Origin of the sequence: Chitinophaga japonensis (assembly GCF_007830125.1) — a bacterium.
Lineage (GTDB): Bacteria > Bacteroidota > Bacteroidia > Chitinophagales > Chitinophagaceae > Chitinophaga > Chitinophaga japonensis.
The window spans coordinates 149208-167331 of the sequence record NZ_VLLG01000002.1 but is presented as its reverse complement, the minus strand read 5'-3'; the positions used below and the strand labels follow the sequence as shown (position 1 = coordinate 167331).

The 18124-nt window shown below is 53.0% G+C and carries 20 protein-coding genes; 15 read left to right on the top strand and 5 right to left on the bottom strand.

The features are described from left to right. Positions 1 to 69: 69 nt before the first annotated feature. Entirely contained in the window at positions 70 to 525 is a 456-nt protein-coding gene (gene mraZ, locus LX66_RS00625) for a division/cell wall cluster transcriptional repressor MraZ (protein WP_145709955.1), read from the bottom strand. 362 nt (positions 526 to 887) lie between these two features. On the opposite strand from mraZ, the gene LX66_RS00620 reads away from it, so the two are divergent. The 8 genes from LX66_RS00620 to LX66_RS00585 all read left to right on the top strand — a co-directional run bounded on the left by LX66_RS00620 (position 888) and on the right by LX66_RS00585 (position 7393). Then, positions 888 to 1811, top strand: a complete 924-nt coding sequence (locus tag LX66_RS00620; RefSeq protein WP_145709954.1) for an outer membrane protein assembly factor BamD — start codon at positions 888 to 890, stop codon at positions 1809 to 1811. 12 nt (positions 1812 to 1823) lie between these two features. Beyond that, the gene (locus LX66_RS00615; protein WP_145709953.1) at positions 1824 to 2165 is read left to right on the top strand and encodes a DNA-directed RNA polymerase subunit omega; all 342 of its coding nucleotides are present in this window, start codon (positions 1824 to 1826) and stop codon (positions 2163 to 2165) included. Between the two features lie 159 nt (positions 2166 to 2324). Further along, the gene (gene coaBC / locus LX66_RS00610; RefSeq protein ID WP_145709952.1) at positions 2325 to 3536 is read left to right on the top strand and encodes a bifunctional phosphopantothenoylcysteine decarboxylase/phosphopantothenate--cysteine ligase CoaBC; all 1212 of its coding nucleotides are present in this window, start codon (positions 2325 to 2327) and stop codon (positions 3534 to 3536) included. Beyond that, positions 3529 to 4584 carry a DUF4835 family protein gene (gene porD, locus LX66_RS00605; protein WP_456151093.1) on the top strand — a complete coding sequence of 352 codons (1056 nt, stop codon included), beginning with the start codon at positions 3529 to 3531 and terminating at the stop codon, positions 4582 to 4584. Before coaBC ends, porD begins: the two co-directional genes overlap by 8 nt. Positions 4585 to 4594: 10 nt before the next feature. Beyond that, a complete protein-coding gene (locus tag LX66_RS00600; protein ID WP_145709950.1) occupies positions 4595 to 5086 on the top strand; it encodes a DUF4296 domain-containing protein in 492 nt (163 codons plus the stop codon). Positions 5087 to 5105: 19 nt separating this feature from the next. After that, entirely contained in the window at positions 5106 to 5801 is a 696-nt protein-coding gene (locus LX66_RS00595) for a CoA transferase subunit A (protein WP_145709949.1), read from the top strand. Between the two features lie 49 nt (positions 5802 to 5850). Continuing rightward, entirely contained in the window at positions 5851 to 6513 is a 663-nt protein-coding gene (locus LX66_RS00590) for a 3-oxoacid CoA-transferase subunit B (protein ID WP_145709948.1), read from the top strand. 40 nt (positions 6514 to 6553) lie between these two features. Further along, a complete protein-coding gene (locus tag LX66_RS00585) occupies positions 6554 to 7393 on the top strand; it encodes an aminotransferase class IV (RefSeq protein WP_262713198.1) in 840 nt (279 codons plus the stop codon). Here LX66_RS00585 and LX66_RS00580 read toward each other — a convergent pair. Next, positions 7390 to 8175 (bottom strand): 1,4-dihydroxy-6-naphthoate synthase, encoded by a 786-nt coding sequence (locus tag LX66_RS00580; protein WP_145709946.1) that lies wholly within the window; start codon positions 8173 to 8175, stop codon positions 7390 to 7392. The genes LX66_RS00585 and LX66_RS00580 overlap by 4 nt on opposite strands. Before the next feature lie 21 nt (positions 8176 to 8196). Further along, on the bottom strand, positions 8197 to 8859 hold the full coding sequence (mqnB, locus tag LX66_RS00575) for a futalosine hydrolase (RefSeq protein ID WP_145709945.1): 663 nt from the start codon (positions 8857 to 8859) through the stop codon (positions 8197 to 8199). Between the two features lie 103 nt (positions 8860 to 8962). Here mqnB and LX66_RS00570 point away from each other — a divergent pair, with 103 nt between their 5' ends. The 3 genes from LX66_RS00570 to fabD all read left to right on the top strand — a co-directional run bounded on the left by LX66_RS00570 (position 8963) and on the right by fabD (position 11060). After that, entirely contained in the window at positions 8963 to 9376 is a 414-nt protein-coding gene (locus LX66_RS00570; protein WP_145709944.1) for a 6-pyruvoyl trahydropterin synthase family protein, read from the top strand. Positions 9377 to 9438: 62 nt separating this feature from the next. Then, on the top strand, positions 9439 to 10026 hold the full coding sequence (folE, locus tag LX66_RS00565) for a GTP cyclohydrolase I FolE (RefSeq protein WP_145709943.1): 588 nt from the start codon (positions 9439 to 9441) through the stop codon (positions 10024 to 10026). Between the two features lie 143 nt (positions 10027 to 10169). Beyond that, entirely contained in the window at positions 10170 to 11060 is an 891-nt protein-coding gene (fabD, locus tag LX66_RS00560; RefSeq protein ID WP_145709942.1) for an ACP S-malonyltransferase, read from the top strand. Positions 11061 to 11093: 33 nt separating this feature from the next. Here the strand turns inward: fabD and LX66_RS00555 are convergent, their stop codons facing one another. Continuing rightward, positions 11094 to 11555: a GNAT family N-acetyltransferase gene (locus LX66_RS00555; protein ID WP_145709941.1), complete on the bottom strand. Its 462-nt coding sequence runs from the start codon at positions 11553 to 11555 to the stop codon at positions 11094 to 11096. An 87-nt stretch (positions 11556 to 11642) separates the two neighbouring features. On the opposite strand from LX66_RS00555, the gene LX66_RS00550 reads away from it, so the two are divergent. The 3 genes from LX66_RS00550 to LX66_RS00540 all read left to right on the top strand — a co-directional run bounded on the left by LX66_RS00550 (position 11643) and on the right by LX66_RS00540 (position 16327). Continuing rightward, on the top strand, positions 11643 to 12338 hold the full coding sequence (locus tag LX66_RS00550) for an NUDIX hydrolase (RefSeq protein ID WP_145709940.1): 696 nt from the start codon (positions 11643 to 11645) through the stop codon (positions 12336 to 12338). Positions 12339 to 12537: 199 nt separating this feature from the next. Then, positions 12538 to 14400, top strand: a complete 1863-nt coding sequence (locus tag LX66_RS00545) for a sensor histidine kinase (RefSeq protein ID WP_145709939.1) — start codon at positions 12538 to 12540, stop codon at positions 14398 to 14400. A 4-nt stretch (positions 14401 to 14404) separates the two neighbouring features. Then, positions 14405 to 16327 (top strand): sensor histidine kinase, encoded by a 1923-nt coding sequence (locus LX66_RS00540; protein ID WP_145709938.1) that lies wholly within the window; start codon positions 14405 to 14407, stop codon positions 16325 to 16327. Positions 16328 to 16363: 36 nt separating this feature from the next. Here the strand turns inward: LX66_RS00540 and LX66_RS00535 are convergent, their stop codons facing one another. Continuing rightward, positions 16364 to 17362, bottom strand: a complete 999-nt coding sequence (locus LX66_RS00535) for a beta-ketoacyl-ACP synthase III (protein WP_145709937.1) — start codon at positions 17360 to 17362, stop codon at positions 16364 to 16366. A 147-nt stretch (positions 17363 to 17509) separates the two neighbouring features. Here LX66_RS00535 and ruvA point away from each other — a divergent pair, with 147 nt between their 5' ends. Next, positions 17510 to 18097: a Holliday junction branch migration protein RuvA gene (gene ruvA / locus LX66_RS00530; RefSeq protein WP_145709936.1), complete on the top strand. Its 588-nt coding sequence runs from the start codon at positions 17510 to 17512 to the stop codon at positions 18095 to 18097. Positions 18098 to 18124: the final 27 nt, after the last annotated feature.

Genomic DNA, 18124 nt, shown 5'->3' with positions numbered 1-18124 from the left:
TATGAAGTACGAGGTATGATGATCGTGCCCTTTCCTACATCCCGCTTCCTGCATCCTGTATCCTACTTCCTACATCTGACCTCCTGTCATTACCTGTTGCGCCAGATCACTGAAGGCCCCTGGTGAGAAATTTTCAAAGAACTCCTGGTACTTACTTTTATCCCAGATCTCGATCTTGTTCGTTGCCGAAGCCAGCACAATATCTTTTTCCAGGCTGGCATGCGTCATCAGGTTTTTGGGAATCAGCAGCCGCCCCGCGCTGTCCAGTTCCAGAATAGTGGCGCCGTTCAGAAAATAGCGGCGGAATTCTCTAACTTTCGGATCAAAATCGTTCAACTTGCTGATACGTTCAAAAATGGGCTGCCATTCATTCATCGGATACAAGGTCAGACACTTTTCAAACCCCCTGTTCAGCACAAACTGCTCCCCGGCGCCTTCTGCCAACTGCTTTTTAAAGCCAGCAGGTAGTAGAAAGCGCCCTTTTGCGTCCAGCGTTGCTTCATATTCTCCCAGAAAACCAACCATACAGTGGGGCGAAAGTCCTTGAAATCCATTTTCTAACACAAAATAACACTTTTTCCCACTTTTTAACGAAAAAATGAATTATAAATTTTTTCCACAGCAGGGAATTGCCTGAAACCAAGGTTTTGCACAGGGTGAGCCCGGGGGAGATGTGGATAGTTGAGGCTGTATTGTTAATAACCTGTTGAAAACGGTATATAAATTGTGGATAATGGCTGATTGCCCCTGAAACCTCCGCAGGCTGCCTTTCCCGCCAGACGGCCTGCTGACAAGTAATTACAAATCAATTTTTTGCAAAATTTTAACAACGGCCAATATTGTCCGGCCTTACATTTACATTTAATTCTTAACTTTGCCCTTCTTTTATGCGGAAATTTTTATTATACATCAGTCTCTTTGCCCTGGTTGCCACCGTTGCCTGTAATAATGAGCTGCGCAGGATCGAGAAAAGTAAAGACTTTGAGCGGAAGCTGGCTTATGCAGACAAGCTTTACAAGAAGAAGAAGTACACCCAGGCCCAACTGTTGTATGAGGAGCTGTTTCCCGTATACAAAGGCACGGACAAGTTTGAGCCGATCTATTACAAGTACGCCTACTGTTCCTATTATGTAAAGGACTATGTGCAGGCGGCCTTCCACTTCAAGAATTACCTGGACGCTTTCCCCAACAGCCCCCACGCGCTGGAGGTGGACTATATGCAGGCTTACTGCTACTATAAACAGTCGCCCCGGGTATCACTGGACCAGACCAATACTGTAAAGGCGATCTCCGCCATGCAGACCTTTATCAATAACTACCCTACATCCGACAAAGTAGCGGAGGCCAACCTGGTGATAGAGCTTTGCCGCCGCAAGCTGGAGAAAAAGGAGTATAACAGCGCAGAGCTGTACTACAACCTGGGATATTATAAGGCCGCTGCCATCGCTTTCAAGAACCTGCTGCGCAACTACCCGGACTCCGACAAGAGCGACGGCTATAAGTATATGGCTATCAAGGCTTATTACGATTATGCGAAGAACAGTGTACTGGAAAGGCAGAAAGAACGTTATGAGGAAGTGGTAACCGAGTACCTGGACTTTGCCGACCATTATCCCAACAGCAAGGTTAAGGACGACGCCGAACGGTACTATGGCATGGCCCAGAACAATATCAAGGACCTGGACAACCAACTGGCGCGCATCGAAAAGGAGCGCGCACGCCGGGCCAAAGCCGCAAAGGCAGACAGCACCAGCCGCAGCACTATCAACGAAACGATCAACACGCTTAATAATTCTGATAACAAAAACTAAAGCTACCGGACAATGAGCAAAATAAAGAGAGGTCTTACCAGTAGTATCAACCCCTGGGTGGAGACCAAAAATACCACAGAGATCAAAGGTAAAACCGGCAACCTGTACGAATCCATTGCCGTGATCGCCAAGCGCGCCAACCAGATCAACATATCTGTGAAGGAAGAGCTGCACTCCAAGCTGGAGGAGTTTGCCAGCCACACGGACAACCTGGAGGAAGTGCATGAGAACAAAGAGCAGATAGAAATATCCCGCTTTTATGAAAGAATGGCCAACCCGGCTATTCAGGCTACACAGGAGTTCCTGGAAGACAAGATCTACTTCCGCAGGAATGATGATGACCTGTACAGTTGATCAGCACAAATAAGTTGGCAGTCATTCGTTTACGGCCCGCCGTCATGAATAGCCGGCTGTATACGGAAGACTATCCACTACCGGTAAGGGCGGCAGAACGATTTTTTTCTGCCGCTTTTGTTTTGTAGCTTGCTTTGTTAAGTCTGCATATATCACAACATGTTACAAGGAAAAAAGATCCTATTAGGCGTATCCGGCAGCATTGCTGCATACAAGGCGGCCTCCCTCGTCCGCCTGCTGATAAAAGAAGGCGCCCAGGTAAAGGTGGTGATGACCGCCGCCGCCTGCGATTTTATCACTCCTTTAACGCTGTCCACTTTATCCAAACAGGAGGTATTACGGGATATCAATGATAACCAGAGCTGGAACAACCACGTGATGCTGGGCCGTTGGGCAGACGTGATGCTGATTGCCCCGGCTTCGGCCAACACCATCGCAAAAATGGCGCAGGGGCTGTGCGATAACCTGCTGCAGGCCGTATACCTGTCCGCCACCTGCCCGGTGCTGTTTGCGCCGGCCATGGACGAGGACATGTGGCATCACCCTTCCACGCGTGCCAACGTAGAAAAATTATTGTCATATGGTCACCGGATGCTGCCCGTGGAAAGCGGGGAACTGGCCAGTGGTCTTACCGGGGAAGGCCGCATGGCGGAGCCGGAGCACATACTGGAATTCCTGCAACAGCATTTTACCGCACCCGCCACCGCCGCGCTGCCCCTGAAAGGAAAGCTGGCGCTGGTAACCGCCGGCCCCACCGTGGAGCCGATAGACCCGGTGCGCTTTATCAGCAACCGCTCCAGCGGGAAGATGGGCATTGCTGTGGCCGACGCCCTGGCCCTGGCCGGCGCCACCGTAAAGCTGGTGCTGGGCCCTACCCGTTATGCCCCCACCGTGCCCGGCGTGGAGACCATACACGTAAAAACGGCGGCGGATATGTTCAATAGCTGCATTGCCAACTACCCGATGTCCGACATTGTGGTGATGGCGGCGGCTGTAGCGGATTACCGGCCCAAAACCGTGGTGGACACCAAGATCAAGAAAGGCGCGGAGGACGGGCTGACCCTGGAGCTGGAAAAAACGCATGACATCCTGCGCACCCTGGGCAATAACAAGGGGCAGGACCAGTTGCTGGTAGGTTTTTCACTGGAAACCAACAACGAGAAGGAATATGCGTTGAAAAAGCTGCACGAAAAGAACCTGGACCTGGTAGTACTGAACTCCCTCAAAGATGATGGCGCAGGCTTTGACCATGACACCAATAAAGTGACCCTGTTTGACCGCCTGGGCAGGGAAACTGCGCTGCCGCTCAAAACCAAGCTGGAAGTGGCGCAGGATATCGTATCGGCTATAATTGAATTGCAAAATGGATAAAAAGCAAAAGGCAGAAAGCAGAAAGCAAAAAGCTCAAAATGCCACGCATAGCAATGTAGCGCCTATATTAAGTGTTAGCAACAGTAACAATAATGGCTACCCTATATTACCGGTATCAGGTTTTCGACGTTATATCCACCTGAAGACCACTCTGGCTTTATGCTTTATGCTTTGGGCTTTCGGCTTGAAAGCCCAGGAGATCAGGGCTAATGTGACCGTGGTGGCCAACCAGGTGACCGGCGTAGATAAAAAGATATTTACCACCCTGCAAAACGCTATCCGGGAATTCCTGAATAACCGCCGCTGGACCTCCGACGCCTATACGCCCGCAGAAAGAATAGAATGCAATTTCCTGCTGAACATACAGCAGGAAATAGGCACCAACGCTTACAAGGCGGCCCTCACCATACAGGCTACCCGCCCGGTGTACAACTCCGGCTACGTGACCAGCCTGCTGAATACCCAGGATAACAATGTGGCTTTCCGCTACGTGGAGTTCCAGCCACTGGAATTCAGCGATAACCGCGTGGTGGCCAACGACCCGCTGGTGTCCAACCTTACGGCAACGCTGGCTTACTACGTATACATCATACTGGGGCTGGACTACGATTCCTTTTCGCCCCGCGGTGGAGACGCTTTTTTCAAAAGGGCGCTGAATATTGTGAACAATGCGCCGGACGGCAAGGACATTGCCGGCTGGAAAGCATTTGAGGGTAACCGTAACCGGTACTGGCTGCAGGATAACCTGCTCAATGCCAAGTTCAGCCGGTTTCATGATGTGATGTACCAGTACCACCGGCAGGGCCTGGATGAAATGTACGACAACATCAACAAGGGCCGCAGCGTGATCATGAACTGCCTGAACATGCTGTACGCCATTCACCAGGATGTGCCCAACTCCATGCTGCTGCAGGTGTTCTTCACCGCCAAGTCGGACGAGCTGCTGAAGATATTCGCCAAAGCGCCCCCGCAGGAAAAGAGCCGCGCGGCGCAAATGCTGGCCCAGATGGACGTAACGAACGCCAACAAATACCAGCAGATGAAATAAGGGAAAGGTAATGAACGGAATAAGGAACGATATACGAAAAATAGCGGTGGTATGCCTGCTCCTGTGCGTCGCCGCCTGCGGCATGGCGGACCGTGTGCCGGAGGGAGTGCTGCCCAAGGAAGCCATGCGCGACATACTGGTGGACATGAACCTGGCAGATGCGCACAGCTACGACGTCAGCCCCATGCGGGGCGGTCCCCTGCCGGACTCCGTGCGGCAGGTGCAGGTAAAGGAATACTACCGGCAGATACTGGACCTGCACGGGGTATCCGTGAAAAAGTTCATGGACAGCTACCACTATTATGAATCTCACCCGGACCGGCTCAAGGAAGTGTATGAAATGATGCTGGAGTCCATTGCGCAATACCGGCGCATACAGGAGGCTGAAGAAAGAAAGGAGCAGTATGCTGCTGACCCGGGGCGTTTTTTTCCATATCCGGAGAATACTGTAATTTCAAAAAAACAAGATACCATCCTGCCTTTTCTGAAAAGGCGGCGCTAACCCTTTAAAACACCAAAACATGAACAAAGTTGTGGCGAATGCCGATGAAGCCCTGCATGACGTGCCCGATGGCGCCGTGCTGATGCTGGGCGGTTTCGGGCTATGCGGTATCCCTGAAAACTGTATTGCAGCCCTGGTGCGCAAGGGCGTGAAGCAACTGACCTGTATCTCCAACAATGCCGGCGTGGACGATTTTGGTCTGGGCCTGCTGCTACAGACCCGGCAGATCAAAAAAATGCTTTCCTCCTACGTGGGGGAGAATGCCGAATTTGAACGGCAGTTGCTGAGCGGCGAGCTGGAAGTAGACCTGATCCCCCAGGGCACCCTGGCTACCCGCATACAAATGGCCGGTATGGGCATACCTGCTTTTTTCACCCCCGCCGGCTATGGCACCGAAGTGGCCAACGGCAAGGAGGTGCGCGAGTTCAACGGGAAGCATTACCTGATGGAGCTGGCCCTGCACGCCGATTTTGCCATGGTAAAAGCCTGGAAGGGAGATACCCTGGGCAACCTCGTGTTCCGTAAAACCACCCGCAATTTCAGCACGTCCATGGCCAAGGCCGGGCAGATCACCATTGCAGAAGTAGAGCACCTGGTAGCCCCCGGCGAGCTGGACCCCGACCAGGTACATGTGCCCGGCATCTATGTGCACCGCATTTTCCAGGGAAAGAACTATGAGAAGCGGATAGAAAGGAAAACGGTGAGGATGCAGTAACGCGGATGTTCTTAATTCCTATTTCTTACTTCTTAATTCGTACTAATTTATGCCTTTAGATAAATATGGTATAGCGAAAAGAATAGCGCAGGAGCTGGAGGATGGTATGTATGTGAACCTGGGGATCGGTATTCCTACGCTGGTATCCAACTTTATCCCGGCCGGCATCTCCATTATGCTGCAGTCGGAGAACGGGATGCTGGGCATGGGCCCTTACCCCACCGAAGCCGAAATGGATGCGGACCTGATCAATGCCGGCAAGGAAACGGTGACCCTGCTGCCGGGCGGCTGCTTTTTTGACTCTGCCGAGAGCTTTGGCATGATACGCGCCGGGAAGGTGAACCTCACGGTACTGGGCGCTATGGAAGTGGCAGACAACGGCGATATTGCCAACTGGAAGATACCCGGCAAAATGGTAAAGGGCATGGGCGGCGCCATGGACCTGGTAGCCTCCGCCCAAAACATCATCGTGGCGATGATGCACACCAATCCCAAAGGAGAAAGCAAGCTGCTGCCTCAATGTACCCTGCCGCTCACAGGGGTGCGCTGCGTAAAAAAGATCGTAACGGACCTAGCGGTGCTGGATGTTACACCGGCCGGGTTTAAGTTACTGGAGCGGGCCCCCGGCATCAGTGTGGAGGAGATACAGGCCAAAACCGCCGGGCGGCTGATAGTGGAAGGGGAAGTAAGAGAGATGGAGATTTTTTCGTAACTTAACATACTTACAACCTGTCACATAAAAAGCGTTCGAAGTGCAAGTTGGTTTTATATGTTATAACGGAAGATTCGTCCCCGGATCAGAACCTATTTTGACAGCAGACAACCGTTCCTTTCGATATGGAGACGGATGTTTTGAAACCATGAAGGTTTACCAGGGCCAGGTAATGCTGGCCGATCTGCATATTGAGCGGCTGCTGACCAGCATGAACAGGCTGCATTTTGAAGTGCCGCCCCACTACACAAAAGAATACTTCACCGAATTGATCACGGAACTATGCGCCATGAACGGCGTATCCCGGCTGGCCAGGGTACGGCTGACCGTGTTCCGGTCCAACGGCGGTTTTTATGAGCCAGTGGATAATACGCCGAATTTCATCATACAGTGTGGGGAGCTGAGCCGGCGCATATTTGAGCTGAATGAGAACGGGCTGAGCATAGACGTGTTCCCGGACGCCCGGAAAAGCAGCGATAAGCTGTCCAGCATCAAGTCCAATAACTGCCTGGCCTATGTAATGGCCGCCATGTTTGCCCGGCAGCAGATGCTGGATGAAGCCATCCTGCTGAACCACCATGGCCGGGTAGCAGATACCACCAATGCCAATATATTTATGGTGCGGCACCAGCGGCTTATTACCCCCCCGCTGTCCGAAGGCGGGGTATGCGGCGTAATGCGCAAATACCTGCTCCGCACCGAGCTGCCCTTCCGTATTGAGGAGCGCCCGCTTACCATCAGCGACCTGGAAAATGCCGATGAGATCTTTCTCACCAATGCTATTTACGGTATCCGCTGGGTGGGACTTTTCCGCGAAAGCAGCTATGGCAATGCCACCGCCGCTATTTTACACGAGCTGCTGTTTGAAGGAGTGATTTAAACAGCAGCTTTCATCAGCCGGTCTACCGCCGCATGACCTGCTGTTCCCAGGTCCAGGCTGAAATCATTTACATACAGGTCTATATGCTGGCGCATTACCTGCTCGTCCATTTCCTGCGCATGTTGTTTTACATAATCAGACAGTTGCGGGTATTGCCCGTAAGCATACTGCAGGCTCTGGTGTATCAGGGCGTCTACCTGCTGCTGTACCGGCGCCGGCACATCCTTGCGGATAAAGATGCCGCCCAGGGGAATGGGGTTGCCCGTGGTGGTTTCCCAGAACTCGCCCAGGTCTATGATCTTTACCAGTCCCTTCTGCTGGTAGGTAAAGCGGTTTTCGTGGATGATCACGCCGGCATCCACCCGGCCCTCCAGCACGGCATTCTCAATATCGGAGAACAGCATCACCTCCTTGCGCTGTGCGCCCGGGAAGGCAATGGAGAACAGCAGGTTGGCGGTAGTATGCTCACCGGGAATGGCTATTGTACAGTCTTTCACCGCTTCCTGCGCAATAGGCTTTTTAGCGATCAGTAAAGGGCCGCAGCCTCTTCCCAGCGCGCTGCCGCTGTTCAGCAGCCGGTACTGCTCCCGTACTTTCAGGTACACGGCAAAGCTTAGCTTGGTGATGGCCAGCCGGCCCTCCAGGGCCCATTTGTTAAGGGTTTCCACATCTTCCAGGGCCGTGTCAAAGCGAATGCCGTTCGTGTCGATCTTGTTGTTCACCATCGCATCGAAAATGAAGGTATCATTCGGGCACGGTGAGAATCCTAAGGTTAAATGCATAGATTTCATACTTCTTACTTCTTACTTCCTGCTTCCTATTTCTTCCACATATTTAATAAGCGCACTATTCAGTGTCTCCACTGCCAGCGGAATGTTCCATTTGCTCTTGTCCCTTACCTCCACGTAATTGGAGATGCTGCGCAACTGCAGGAAGGGTACCTGCTCCTGCAGGCAGGCATAGTGGAAGGCGGCACCCTCCATGCTTTCTATGTCCGGCGCATATTTTTCCCGCAGCCGCGCTATCAGCGGCAGGCTGCCGCTTACGGTGTTCACGCTTACGCCGGCGGCTACCGGCATGACTGGCACCAGGGGCAGCCCGGAAAAGGTATTCACCAGCCCGGTGCCTTCAAAAGGCGGCGTGCCGGCAGTCCAGAGCCCGGTATCAAACAGGTCTTTAAAAGTACCGGCATCATCCACGCCCAGGTCTCCCAGTTGTTCCCGGCCTACCGTCACTACCTGGCCCAGGGGCCAGTCATGCCGGAAACTGCCGGCAATGCCAGCCTGCAGCGCGATGTCCGGCTTTTGCCGGACCAGTTGTTTGCCCAGGCGCCAGGCGGTATGCATGAGGCCGATACCCCCGATGCAGGTGTCAACCTGGCAGCCGCGGGGAGCGCCCCGGGTGGCCAGGTATTCCTGGAACGGCTTTATTTCCAATGATGTTGCGGCGATTACAAGTATGCGCATCTTTTAATACGTGCCGGGAATGTTATCATGCCCGGTTTCATCCTGTAAACTTACGGCCGTCTCCGGGATTAATGGTATTTTTGCGGAAAATTTTGATAAAGTAATGATCTATTTAACGCGTGTGGAGAATTTCAACGCAGCGCACAAATTATCCAATCCCGCGTGGAGCAAGGAGAAGAACCTGGAAGTATTCGGTAAATGTGCCAACGATAACTGGCATGGTCATAACTACGAGTTGCACGTCACCATAAAAGGCAATCCTGACAAAGAAACCGGTTTTGTTTTTAATGCGAAAACACTGGGCGATATCATTAAAGACACGATCGTGGAGAAGGTAGACCACCGTAACCTGAACCTGGATGTGGATTTTATGGCCGGAAAGTTCACCTCTGCGGAGAACCTGGCCATTGCCATCTGGGACGAGCTGGCCAGCCACCTGCCTGCGGAAGTACAACTGCATTGTATCAAGTTGTATGAAACGCCCCGCATTTACGTAGAGTATTACGGTGGCAAATAACCGGTATATGCTCCCAGGTCTGTGATCTGGATATTGGAATTTGGAATTTTACATTTTGCATAATGGCTTATAAAAAGATAGAAACATTTGATGAAAAGGTGACGTCCGGTCTTATTGACAATTACAGGGAATGCCTGGGGTTGATAGGGGAGGATGCCGACCGTGAGGGATTGCAGAAAACCCCCGAGCGCCTGGCCAAAGCCATGCAGTACCTTACACAGGGGTACCAGTTGGATGCCAGGGCCATCCTGAGAGGGGCTAAATTCACAGAAGCCTACAGCGAAATGGTGATCGTAAAGGATATAGAGCTATACTCCCTGTGCGAGCATCATATGCTGCCGTTTTTCGGCAAAGCGCATGTAGCCTATATACCCAATGGTTATATTACGGGACTTAGCAAGATAGCGCGGGTGGTGGATGTATATGCCCGCCGCCTGCAGGTGCAGGAACGCCTGACGCACCAGATACTGGATGCGATACAGGAAACCCTGGAACCGCTGGGTGTAGCGGTGGTGATAGAGGCGCAGCACCTGTGCATGATGATGCGCGGCGTGCAGAAGCAGAACTCGGTGACCACTACCTCCGCGTTCTCCGGCCAGTTCGAGGACGGCCGCACCCGCTCGGAATTTATGCGATTGATCGGGAAATAATGGGTAGTAAGTTAGTAACAGATGTGCCATCCGCCAGCCGGCCGATGGCACATCTGATTTATTATTATATTTAATTGATTTATATTTAATTTGCTCATTTTTTCACCTTTTGTAAAAGTTATTGTACTTAAATCACAAGAGTAATGAAGCACGCTTACGTATTTCCCGGCCAGGGATCACAATTCCCGGGAATGGGAAAACACCTGTACGAAACCAGCACCAAAGCAAAGGAACTTTTTGAGCAGGCCAACGAAATACTGGGTTTCCGCATATCCGATACCATGTTCTCCGGTACGGAAGAAGACCTGAAACAGACCAACGTTACACAGCCGGCCGTTTTCCTGCATGCCGTGATCGCCTTCCTGGGCATAGAAAATGCCCGTCCTGATATGGTGGCCGGCCACTCCCTGGGCGAGTTTTCGGCCCTGGTAGCCAATGGCGTATTGTCTTTCGAGGACGCCCTGCGCCTGGTATTCATCCGCGCTACGGCCATGCAGCGCGCCTGCGAAAAGCAGCCCTCCACCATGGCTGCCGTGCTGGCCCTGGCCGATGAGAAAGTAGAAGAGATATGTGCCGCCGTAAGCAGCGAGACCGGCGAGATCGTAGTGCCGGCCAATTACAACTGCCCGGGGCAACTGGTCATTTCCGGTACTATCAACGGCATTAACATTGCCTGTGAAAGAATGAAGGCTGCCGGCGCCAAAAGGGCTTTGGTGCTGCCGGTAGGGGGCGCTTTCCACTCACCCTTAATGGCCCCTGCCAAGGAAGAGCTGCAGTCCGCCATTGAGCGCACCACTTTCAATACGCCTTCCTGCCCGGTATACCAGAACGTGGTGGCCCGGGCCGTAAGCGATCCTGCACAGATCAGGCAAAACCTGATCGACCAGTTGACCGGCGCGGTAAAATGGACGCAGTCCGTGCAGGCCATGGTGGCCGACGGCGCTGCGCAATTCACGGAAGTAGGTCCGGGTAAAGTGCTGCAGGGACTGATCGTGAAGATACACAAGGAAGCAACGGTGGCAGGAGTTAATTAATGTGCGGATGTGTAGATGTGCAGCCATGTGCGTCTACACATCAATGCTCGCATTCCACCATTCCTTATCATATTTCGCGTGGTATTTATCGTAAAAACGAATGGCGGGCTCATTCCATTCCAGCACCTGCCAGGTAATGCCGTTGAACTGCTTTTCCCTGGCTTCCGTTATCAGCCTTTCAAACAGCAGCCGGCCGATGCCTTTGCCCCGCCAGCTTTCCGTTACCACGATGTCTTCCAGGTACATGCGGCAGCCTTTCCAGGTAGAGTAGCGGGTATAGTACAGCGCAAAGCCGGTGATCTGCTCCTGCCCGTTTTCCGTAGTGGCGGCCACAAAGGCTTTCCATACGGGCGCAGGGCCAAAACCGGCCGCTTCAAAATGTTCCGGGCTTACCGTTACCTCCTGCGCAGCCTTTTCATATGCCGCCAGTTCCCTGATCAGCTCCAACAGCCGCGGGCAGTCTTCCTTTCGTGCATCCCTGATCGTTACACTCATATGCAGATGATTTTCAGGCACCAAAATACAATATCCTTCCCTGTCTAAAACGGTATATTTGCCTACCGGCATTAAGCCGGTAGCGTTATGGATACTACTTCCTTTTATGCCGGCGTTCCCAGGCACCTGGTAGCGGTGGACTGTATTATTTTCGGTTTTGAGAACGACCGGCTGAAACTACTGATCATACAACGCAAGGTACATCCCAGGCTGGGAGAGTGGTCGCTGGTGGGTGGCTTTGTTCAGGAGCAGGAAAGCACCGCCGATGCCGCCGCCCGCGTGTTGCGGCAAACCACCGGCCTGCAGCACATCTACATGGACCAGTTGAGCTGTTACGGGGAAGTGGAGCGGGACACCGGGGCCAGGGTGATATCCATTGCCTACTATGCCCTGATCCGTATCATGGAGCATGATCATATATTGTCGGAAGGGCATGGCGCGCACTGGCTGGAGCTGCACCAGATACCGGAACTGATCTTTGATCACGGCAGGATGATAGCCGACGCCCTTAAAAAGCTGCGGGATAATGCGCATTTCCACCCCATCGGTTTTGAGCTGCTGCCGGAAAAGTTCACGCTGTCGCAATTGCGCAGCCTGTATGAAGAGATCTACCAGCATGAGCTGGACAAACGCAATTTTCGCAAGAAGATCCTTTCTATGGGCATCCTGGAAAAGCTGGAGGAAAAGGACAAGACCACCTCTAAAAAGGGCGCCCATTTATACCGCTTTGATAAGCAACAGTATGAGCAGCTCGCAAAGCGGGGCTTCGTGTTCGAGATATAGCCCCTACTGTTCATGTCCTTTTTTTCCCTATTTTCATATCATATTTGTTTTTACATAGAAATTGTTTGGCATATTTTGGATCCACACAGTGAAAGAAAAGCGACACCACACCATAAAAGCATATTGATTGGATCGCATTCGATGTTGTAATACAATACGGAGGGGAGCATTATGTATTTGGCTGTTATGCCTGGCAGCATTGTTACACGCCCAAAGCAGTGAGATCAACGGGTGGAAGGCCCGGTTGCCCCGGTTGACGGACAGTGCGCGTTACGTGGACGCACTGAACCGCCTTTCTTTGCTTTACCTGCCGCAAAACCTCGATACCGCTTTCGGGTATGTAAACCAGGCCCGGGAAATTGCCGAACGCCAGGCCTATGCAAAGGGGAAGGCCGATGTATGGCGCAACCTGGGCAACTATTATGCCCTGCGCGCCAACAGTTACCTGTCTTACCGCTTTTACCTGGAAGCTTTGCAGGCCTATGAGGCCCTGGGCGACAGCGCTGCAGCGTGCCAGGTGCTGAGCAATATCGGCATTTACTATAAATACGCCGGGCAATTGCCTTCCGCGGTTCATTATACTGCAATGGCCATGGACAAAGCCAGCCGGCTGCGCCATGATTCCGTATATGCCGGTGTGCTGGTCAATTATTACTTTGTGCATATAGCCGATTCCGCCCGGCTGGATTCCGCGCAATGGGCGCTGGCAAAGGCACGCAGCATAGCGGAGCGGTATCACGATGAGCGCACCCTGCTGAATATGAGCAAGTATGAGGCCCATGAGCTGTTGCGCAGGGGAGATGCCGCCGGCGCCGAAAAACTGCTGCTGCAGGTTATCCGCAATGCCCGGGAGAACGGCTTTACCTACATTGCCATGTACGCCAGCGCCCAACTGGCGGGATATAAAGGTTATCTGCAACAGGCGGACTCCATGCAGTACAAGGTGGATATGGTAAACTACGGGATGGCCGGCGCTTACCGGGAAGTGATACTACCTATGGTCACCACCCTGTACAAATGGTACAGTGAGCATGGCCAGCAGGCAGCCGCCGCCCGGTACAGCCGCCTGATGCTGGATATCCTGGAAAAGGAGCAGGCCGCCAGAACGCAGGGCGAACTGGATTATACAGCCTACTTCATGCAGGGCCGCCGCCTGAATGCCTTGCGGCTGCAGCACCGCTCCCAGCAACAGCAGTTGGACAAAGAACTGCTGGAGAGCCGGCGCCGCCGCTATGTGCTGATTGGCATATACGCCCTGCTGCCCCTGGCCGCCCTGCTGCTGGCCTTCTTTTATTACGCTTATAAAAGGTCCCGGCAGCGTGCCGCCCTGCTGGCGGAAAAATACCGGGTGATCAGCGAAAAGAATGCACTGCTGAGCAGGCATGATGATTTCAAGAACAAGCTCATTTCCCTGATAGCGCATGATTTCAGGCAACCGCTGGTGCACCTCCTGGAGATCACCGATGTGCTGAGGGACAACCCGCTGGGGCAGGAGGAAACGGCTGCGCTGATGGTGAAGGTGGAACGTAACTCCCGGAACACCCTGCATACCTTTGACAGCATTCTCCGCTGGATCAACTCCCAGTTGTCCGGCTTTGTGTACCTGCCGGAGCAATGCGCGCCGGCAGCGCTGTTGCAGGAGGCTTTGGAGAGCCTGGCGGAAATGATCAGCGAAAAACAGTTGCAGGTAAGGGTTAGCATCCCGGACCACCTGCGGGTGATGGCGGAGCGGGAAATGCTGCAGTTTGTGCACCGCAATTTTATTCACAATGCCGTGAAGTTCTCCTCCCGCCGGGGCGCCATCAGCATTACAGCTACCGTGGCAGGCGGGCAGGTAACGGTAACCGTGGCGGATGAAGGCCCCGGCATACCCGCCGATATTTTGCCGCACCTGTTTGAATACCGGAGCAATGACCGTTCCGGGAAGGGAAAGCAGCAGGGCGCCGGCCTGGCCCTGATCATCTGCCGGGATTTTATGCAGATGATGAACGGATCGGTGCAGGCCGTCAATCAACCCGGCAGGGGCGCAGCCTTGTCGTATACCTTACCCCTTGTTAACTGATGATATGAGGCGGACCATCACATACCTGCTGCTCTGTTGCGGCGCCTGGCTTGGCAGCAACCGGGCAAACGCCCAGTCGGTAGAGATCGCGGATCTCCACCGCAGCCTGCCTTATGCCAAAGACAGCCTGGAGTACGTGGATATGCTGAACCAGTTGGGCATGTATCACCACCTGGGCAATGCAGACAGTTGTTTCTGGTTTGCCGTAAAAGCCAGGGAAATTGCCACCCGCCTGCAGTACAAAAAAGGGATGGCCGGCGCTTTAAAGAACCTGGGCATCTTTTATTCCCAGAAGCTTAACATACAGCAGGCCATTGCCTATGAGCAGGAGGCGCTGGAACTGTACCGCCAGGCCGGCGACTCCGCCAATGTATGCCACATCCTGAATAACCTGAGCATTGATTACGAAGAGAGCGGCGACACCGCGAGGGAACATGATTACCTGCGGCAGGCCATGTACGCGGGCAGCCGGCTCGACAACGATTCCATGTTCAGCCTGGTGCTCAGCAATTACATCCTGGAATATGGTAGTGACAGCACCCGGCAGGATTCCGTGCAATGGGCCTATCAAAAATTACAGGCCATTACCGCCCGCTACCCTTATTCCAGGGAATGGCTGTATGCGAAAATGTTTGAAGCCATAGAGCTGGTGAAAGATGGCCGGGGCCGCCAGGGCGAGCAACTGATCCATGACATTGCGGATACTGCCATCCAGAAGGGATTCCTGCACCTGGCCATTGCAGCGTACTTCCGTATAATCGATGATTTTATTCCTCTGGGCTATAATGCCGACAGCATGGTCTATACTGCCAGGATATTTCGCCTGGCGGAAAGGGCAGGGTATTACGATATCATGATGTCCGTGCTGCCGTCCCTGTACCGGCATTATGCGGGCCGGCAGGACAGCCGCCATACTGCTTACTATGGCAATGCCATGTTACAATTGGCCAGGCACCAACTGGGTTTGCGGAAAAGCAGCCAGGAGATCAACTATATGCGCTATTTCCTGAAGGAGCAGGAAATGAGGTCCCTGCAGTTGCAGAACCAGGTGCAGCGGCAGGCTATTGAGCAGAGCAACCTGCAGCAGGCTAACCGCCGGCTGCTGATATGGGGCCTGTCCGGGCTGTTGTTGCTGCTGCTGGTCGTGGCCGCTGTTTACTATCGGTTTTACCGCGCTTCGTGGCAGTATGAGCGCCGCCTGGCCGCCATGAACATTACCATTGCCGAAAAGAACCGGCAGCTCAAGGCCAACGATGATTTCAAGAACAAGCTTATTTCCGTGGTGGCGCATGATTTCCGCAACCCGCTCAACAATATTATCCGGATGGCCGCTTTGCTGCAAAGCCGCTCACTGAGCCGGGAGGAGATGATGCGGATCATTGAGCAGGTGGAAACCGCATCCGGTAAAACGCTCGCTGTTTTTGACAGCATCCTGCGCTGGATCAAATCACAGTTGTCCGGTTTTGTTTACGCGCCCGCACCTTGCCCCGTGAATGCGATGATGACGGATGCCCGGCAAAGCGTGCAGCAGGCCGCTGCTGAAAAGCAGGTAAGCATAGCCATTGAAGTACCGGACGACATACAGGTAGCAGCGGAGCGGGAAATGCTGCAGTTTGCGCACCGCAGCCTGTTGCACCACGCAGTAACGCTTGCCGCGCAGCAGGGCCGGGTGGTCATTACCGCGCAGGAGGCGGCCGGCGCCGTTAAAGTGCTGGTAACGGTGCCACAGGTAATTGCCGGCACGGCAATGTCCGGGCACCTGTTCGGGTACAGGGGCACCGCTTATTACCAGCAGCACAAACCGGATGATGCGGAGCTGGCACTGATCATCTGCCGCGACTTTATGGATAAAATGGGGGGGCATATCAGCGCCCGCCGGGAGGGAGAGGGGATGGTATTCGAGTATGAGTTGCCATCATTTCATTAATATGCGGATGTGCAAATGCGCACATCCGCATATTAATTATTTCGGATCATACGCCCACCTGATATAGCTGGCGCCCCAGGTAAACCCGCCGCCAAAAGCAGCCAGCACCAGGTTGTCGCCTTTTTTCAATTGCTTTTCATAGTCCCACAGGCATAAGGGAATAGTGCCGCCGGTGGTGTTGCCGTATTTCTGGATGTTGACCATCACTTTTTCATCCGGCAGGCCCATACGGTGAGCGGTGGCGTCTATAATGCGTTTGTTGGCCTGGTGCGGTACCAGCCAGGCTACGCTGTCGGCCGTGAGCTGGTTGCGCTCCATGATCTGGTGCGCCGCTTCAGACATATTGGCTACGGCGTATTTGAATACCATTTTGCCTTCCTGGTACACAAAATGCTCGCGTTGCTGCACGGTTTCCAGGGTAGCGGGACGGGCGGAGCCGCCTGCTTTCATGTGCAGGTACTCGCGGCCGTGGCCGTCGCTTTTAAGGATGCTGTCCAGCAGGCCGAAACCTTCGGTATTGGGCTCCAGCAGCACGCCGGCGCCGCCATCGCCAAAAATGATACAGGTGGTACGGTCGGTATAGTCAATAATAGAGCTCATTTTATCGGCGCCTATCACCATTACCTTTTTATACCGGCCGCTTTCAATAAAGCGGGCGCCGGTATCCAGCGCATATAAAAAACCGGAGCAGGCCGCGTTGATGTCAAATCCCCAGGCATTTTTGGCGCCTATCTTGTCTGTTACCACGTTGGCGGTAGCGGGAAAAACCATATCCGGGGTTACGGTCGCTACGATCAGCAGGTCTATCTCTTCCGGGCTGATGCCGCGCTTGCGGCATATTTCCAGGGCTACCGGCGCACATAACTCGGAAGTGCCCATGTCCGCCCCCTTTAATATCCTTCGTTCCTTGATCCCTGTGCGGGTGGTGATCCATTCATCCGTCGTTTCCACCAGCGTTTCCAGTTCCTTGTTGGTCAGTACATAGTCAGGAACATAGCCACCCACCGCTGTAATAGCGGCCGTAATTTTGCTCATATAATTGAATAGTTATTTTAAACAAGGCGTAAAAATACGATATTAAAAGAATTTCAAAAGTCTTAAGTTATCAGGCATAGTTCGTCGCCGCCGGTTCCGGTGATCACTTACGACTTTTTCCGTAAGTTTGTTCACTTATTAATCCTTATGATCGCTTATCTGAACGGAAAATTAACCCACAAATCGCCTGCCATGGTGCATGTGGAAGTGATGGGAGTTGGCTACGAAGTACAGATCAGTTTGAACACCTATTCCCGGATCCAGGGATTGGAGAACTGCAAACTGCTCACTTACCTGCATATTAAAGAAGACGCCCATACCCTCTATGGCTTTTTTGACGATGCGGAGCGTAATATGTTCCTGCTCCTGATAGGCGTATCCGGCATCGGTGCGGGCACGGCCCGGGTCATGCTGTCCTCCCTGCAGCCCGAGGACATCCAGCGGGCCATTGCTATGGAAAACGAAAAGATGCTGGAAAGCATCAAAGGCATTGGCGCCAAAACGGCTAAAAGAGTTATTTTGGAGCTGAAAGACAAGATAAGAAAGCATAAGGAAACAACCCCGCAATTATCTGTTGCATCAAACAATACATTGCAGGAAGATGCGTTAAATGCATTGGTGACCCTTGGCATAGCCCGTAACGTGGCAGAACAGGCTATACAAAGGGTCCTCAAGGCTGAACCACTATTGCAGGACCTGGAAGGGCTCGTAAAAAAAGCCCTGAAAAGTCTATAATTTTATTACCCTGACCTCTATAAAAAC

What these genes read in the sequence shown, in the direction of transcription:
- mraZ (WP_145709955.1), bottom strand. Translation starts at nt 525, where the DNA reads ATGGTTGGTTTTCTGGGAGAATATGAAGCAACGCTGGACGCAAAAGGG.
- LX66_RS00620 (WP_145709954.1), top strand. Translation starts at nt 888, where the DNA reads ATGCGGAAATTTTTATTATACATCAGTCTCTTTGCCCTGGTTGCCACC.
- LX66_RS00615 (WP_145709953.1), top strand. Translation starts at nt 1,824, where the DNA reads ATGAGCAAAATAAAGAGAGGTCTTACCAGTAGTATCAACCCCTGGGTG.
- coaBC (WP_145709952.1), top strand. Translation starts at nt 2,325, where the DNA reads ATGTTACAAGGAAAAAAGATCCTATTAGGCGTATCCGGCAGCATTGCT.
- porD (WP_456151093.1), top strand. Translation starts at nt 3,529, where the DNA reads ATGGATAAAAAGCAAAAGGCAGAAAGCAGAAAGCAAAAAGCTCAAAAT.
- LX66_RS00600 (WP_145709950.1), top strand. Translation starts at nt 4,595, where the DNA reads ATGAACGGAATAAGGAACGATATACGAAAAATAGCGGTGGTATGCCTG.
- LX66_RS00595 (WP_145709949.1), top strand. Translation starts at nt 5,106, where the DNA reads ATGAACAAAGTTGTGGCGAATGCCGATGAAGCCCTGCATGACGTGCCC.
- LX66_RS00590 (WP_145709948.1), top strand. Translation starts at nt 5,851, where the DNA reads ATGCCTTTAGATAAATATGGTATAGCGAAAAGAATAGCGCAGGAGCTG.
- LX66_RS00580 (WP_145709946.1), bottom strand. Translation starts at nt 8,175, where the DNA reads ATGCATTTAACCTTAGGATTCTCACCGTGCCCGAATGATACCTTCATT.
- mqnB (WP_145709945.1), bottom strand. Translation starts at nt 8,859, where the DNA reads ATGCGCATACTTGTAATCGCCGCAACATCATTGGAAATAAAGCCGTTC.
- LX66_RS00570 (WP_145709944.1), top strand. Translation starts at nt 8,963, where the DNA reads ATGATCTATTTAACGCGTGTGGAGAATTTCAACGCAGCGCACAAATTA.
- folE (WP_145709943.1), top strand. Translation starts at nt 9,439, where the DNA reads ATGGCTTATAAAAAGATAGAAACATTTGATGAAAAGGTGACGTCCGGT.
- fabD (WP_145709942.1), top strand. Translation starts at nt 10,170, where the DNA reads ATGAAGCACGCTTACGTATTTCCCGGCCAGGGATCACAATTCCCGGGA.
- LX66_RS00555 (WP_145709941.1), bottom strand. Translation starts at nt 11,555, where the DNA reads ATGAGTGTAACGATCAGGGATGCACGAAAGGAAGACTGCCCGCGGCTG.
- LX66_RS00550 (WP_145709940.1), top strand. Translation starts at nt 11,643, where the DNA reads ATGGATACTACTTCCTTTTATGCCGGCGTTCCCAGGCACCTGGTAGCG.
- LX66_RS00540 (WP_145709938.1), top strand. Translation starts at nt 14,405, where the DNA reads ATGAGGCGGACCATCACATACCTGCTGCTCTGTTGCGGCGCCTGGCTT.
- LX66_RS00535 (WP_145709937.1), bottom strand. Translation starts at nt 17,362, where the DNA reads ATGAGCAAAATTACGGCCGCTATTACAGCGGTGGGTGGCTATGTTCCT.
- ruvA (WP_145709936.1), top strand. Translation starts at nt 17,510, where the DNA reads ATGATCGCTTATCTGAACGGAAAATTAACCCACAAATCGCCTGCCATG.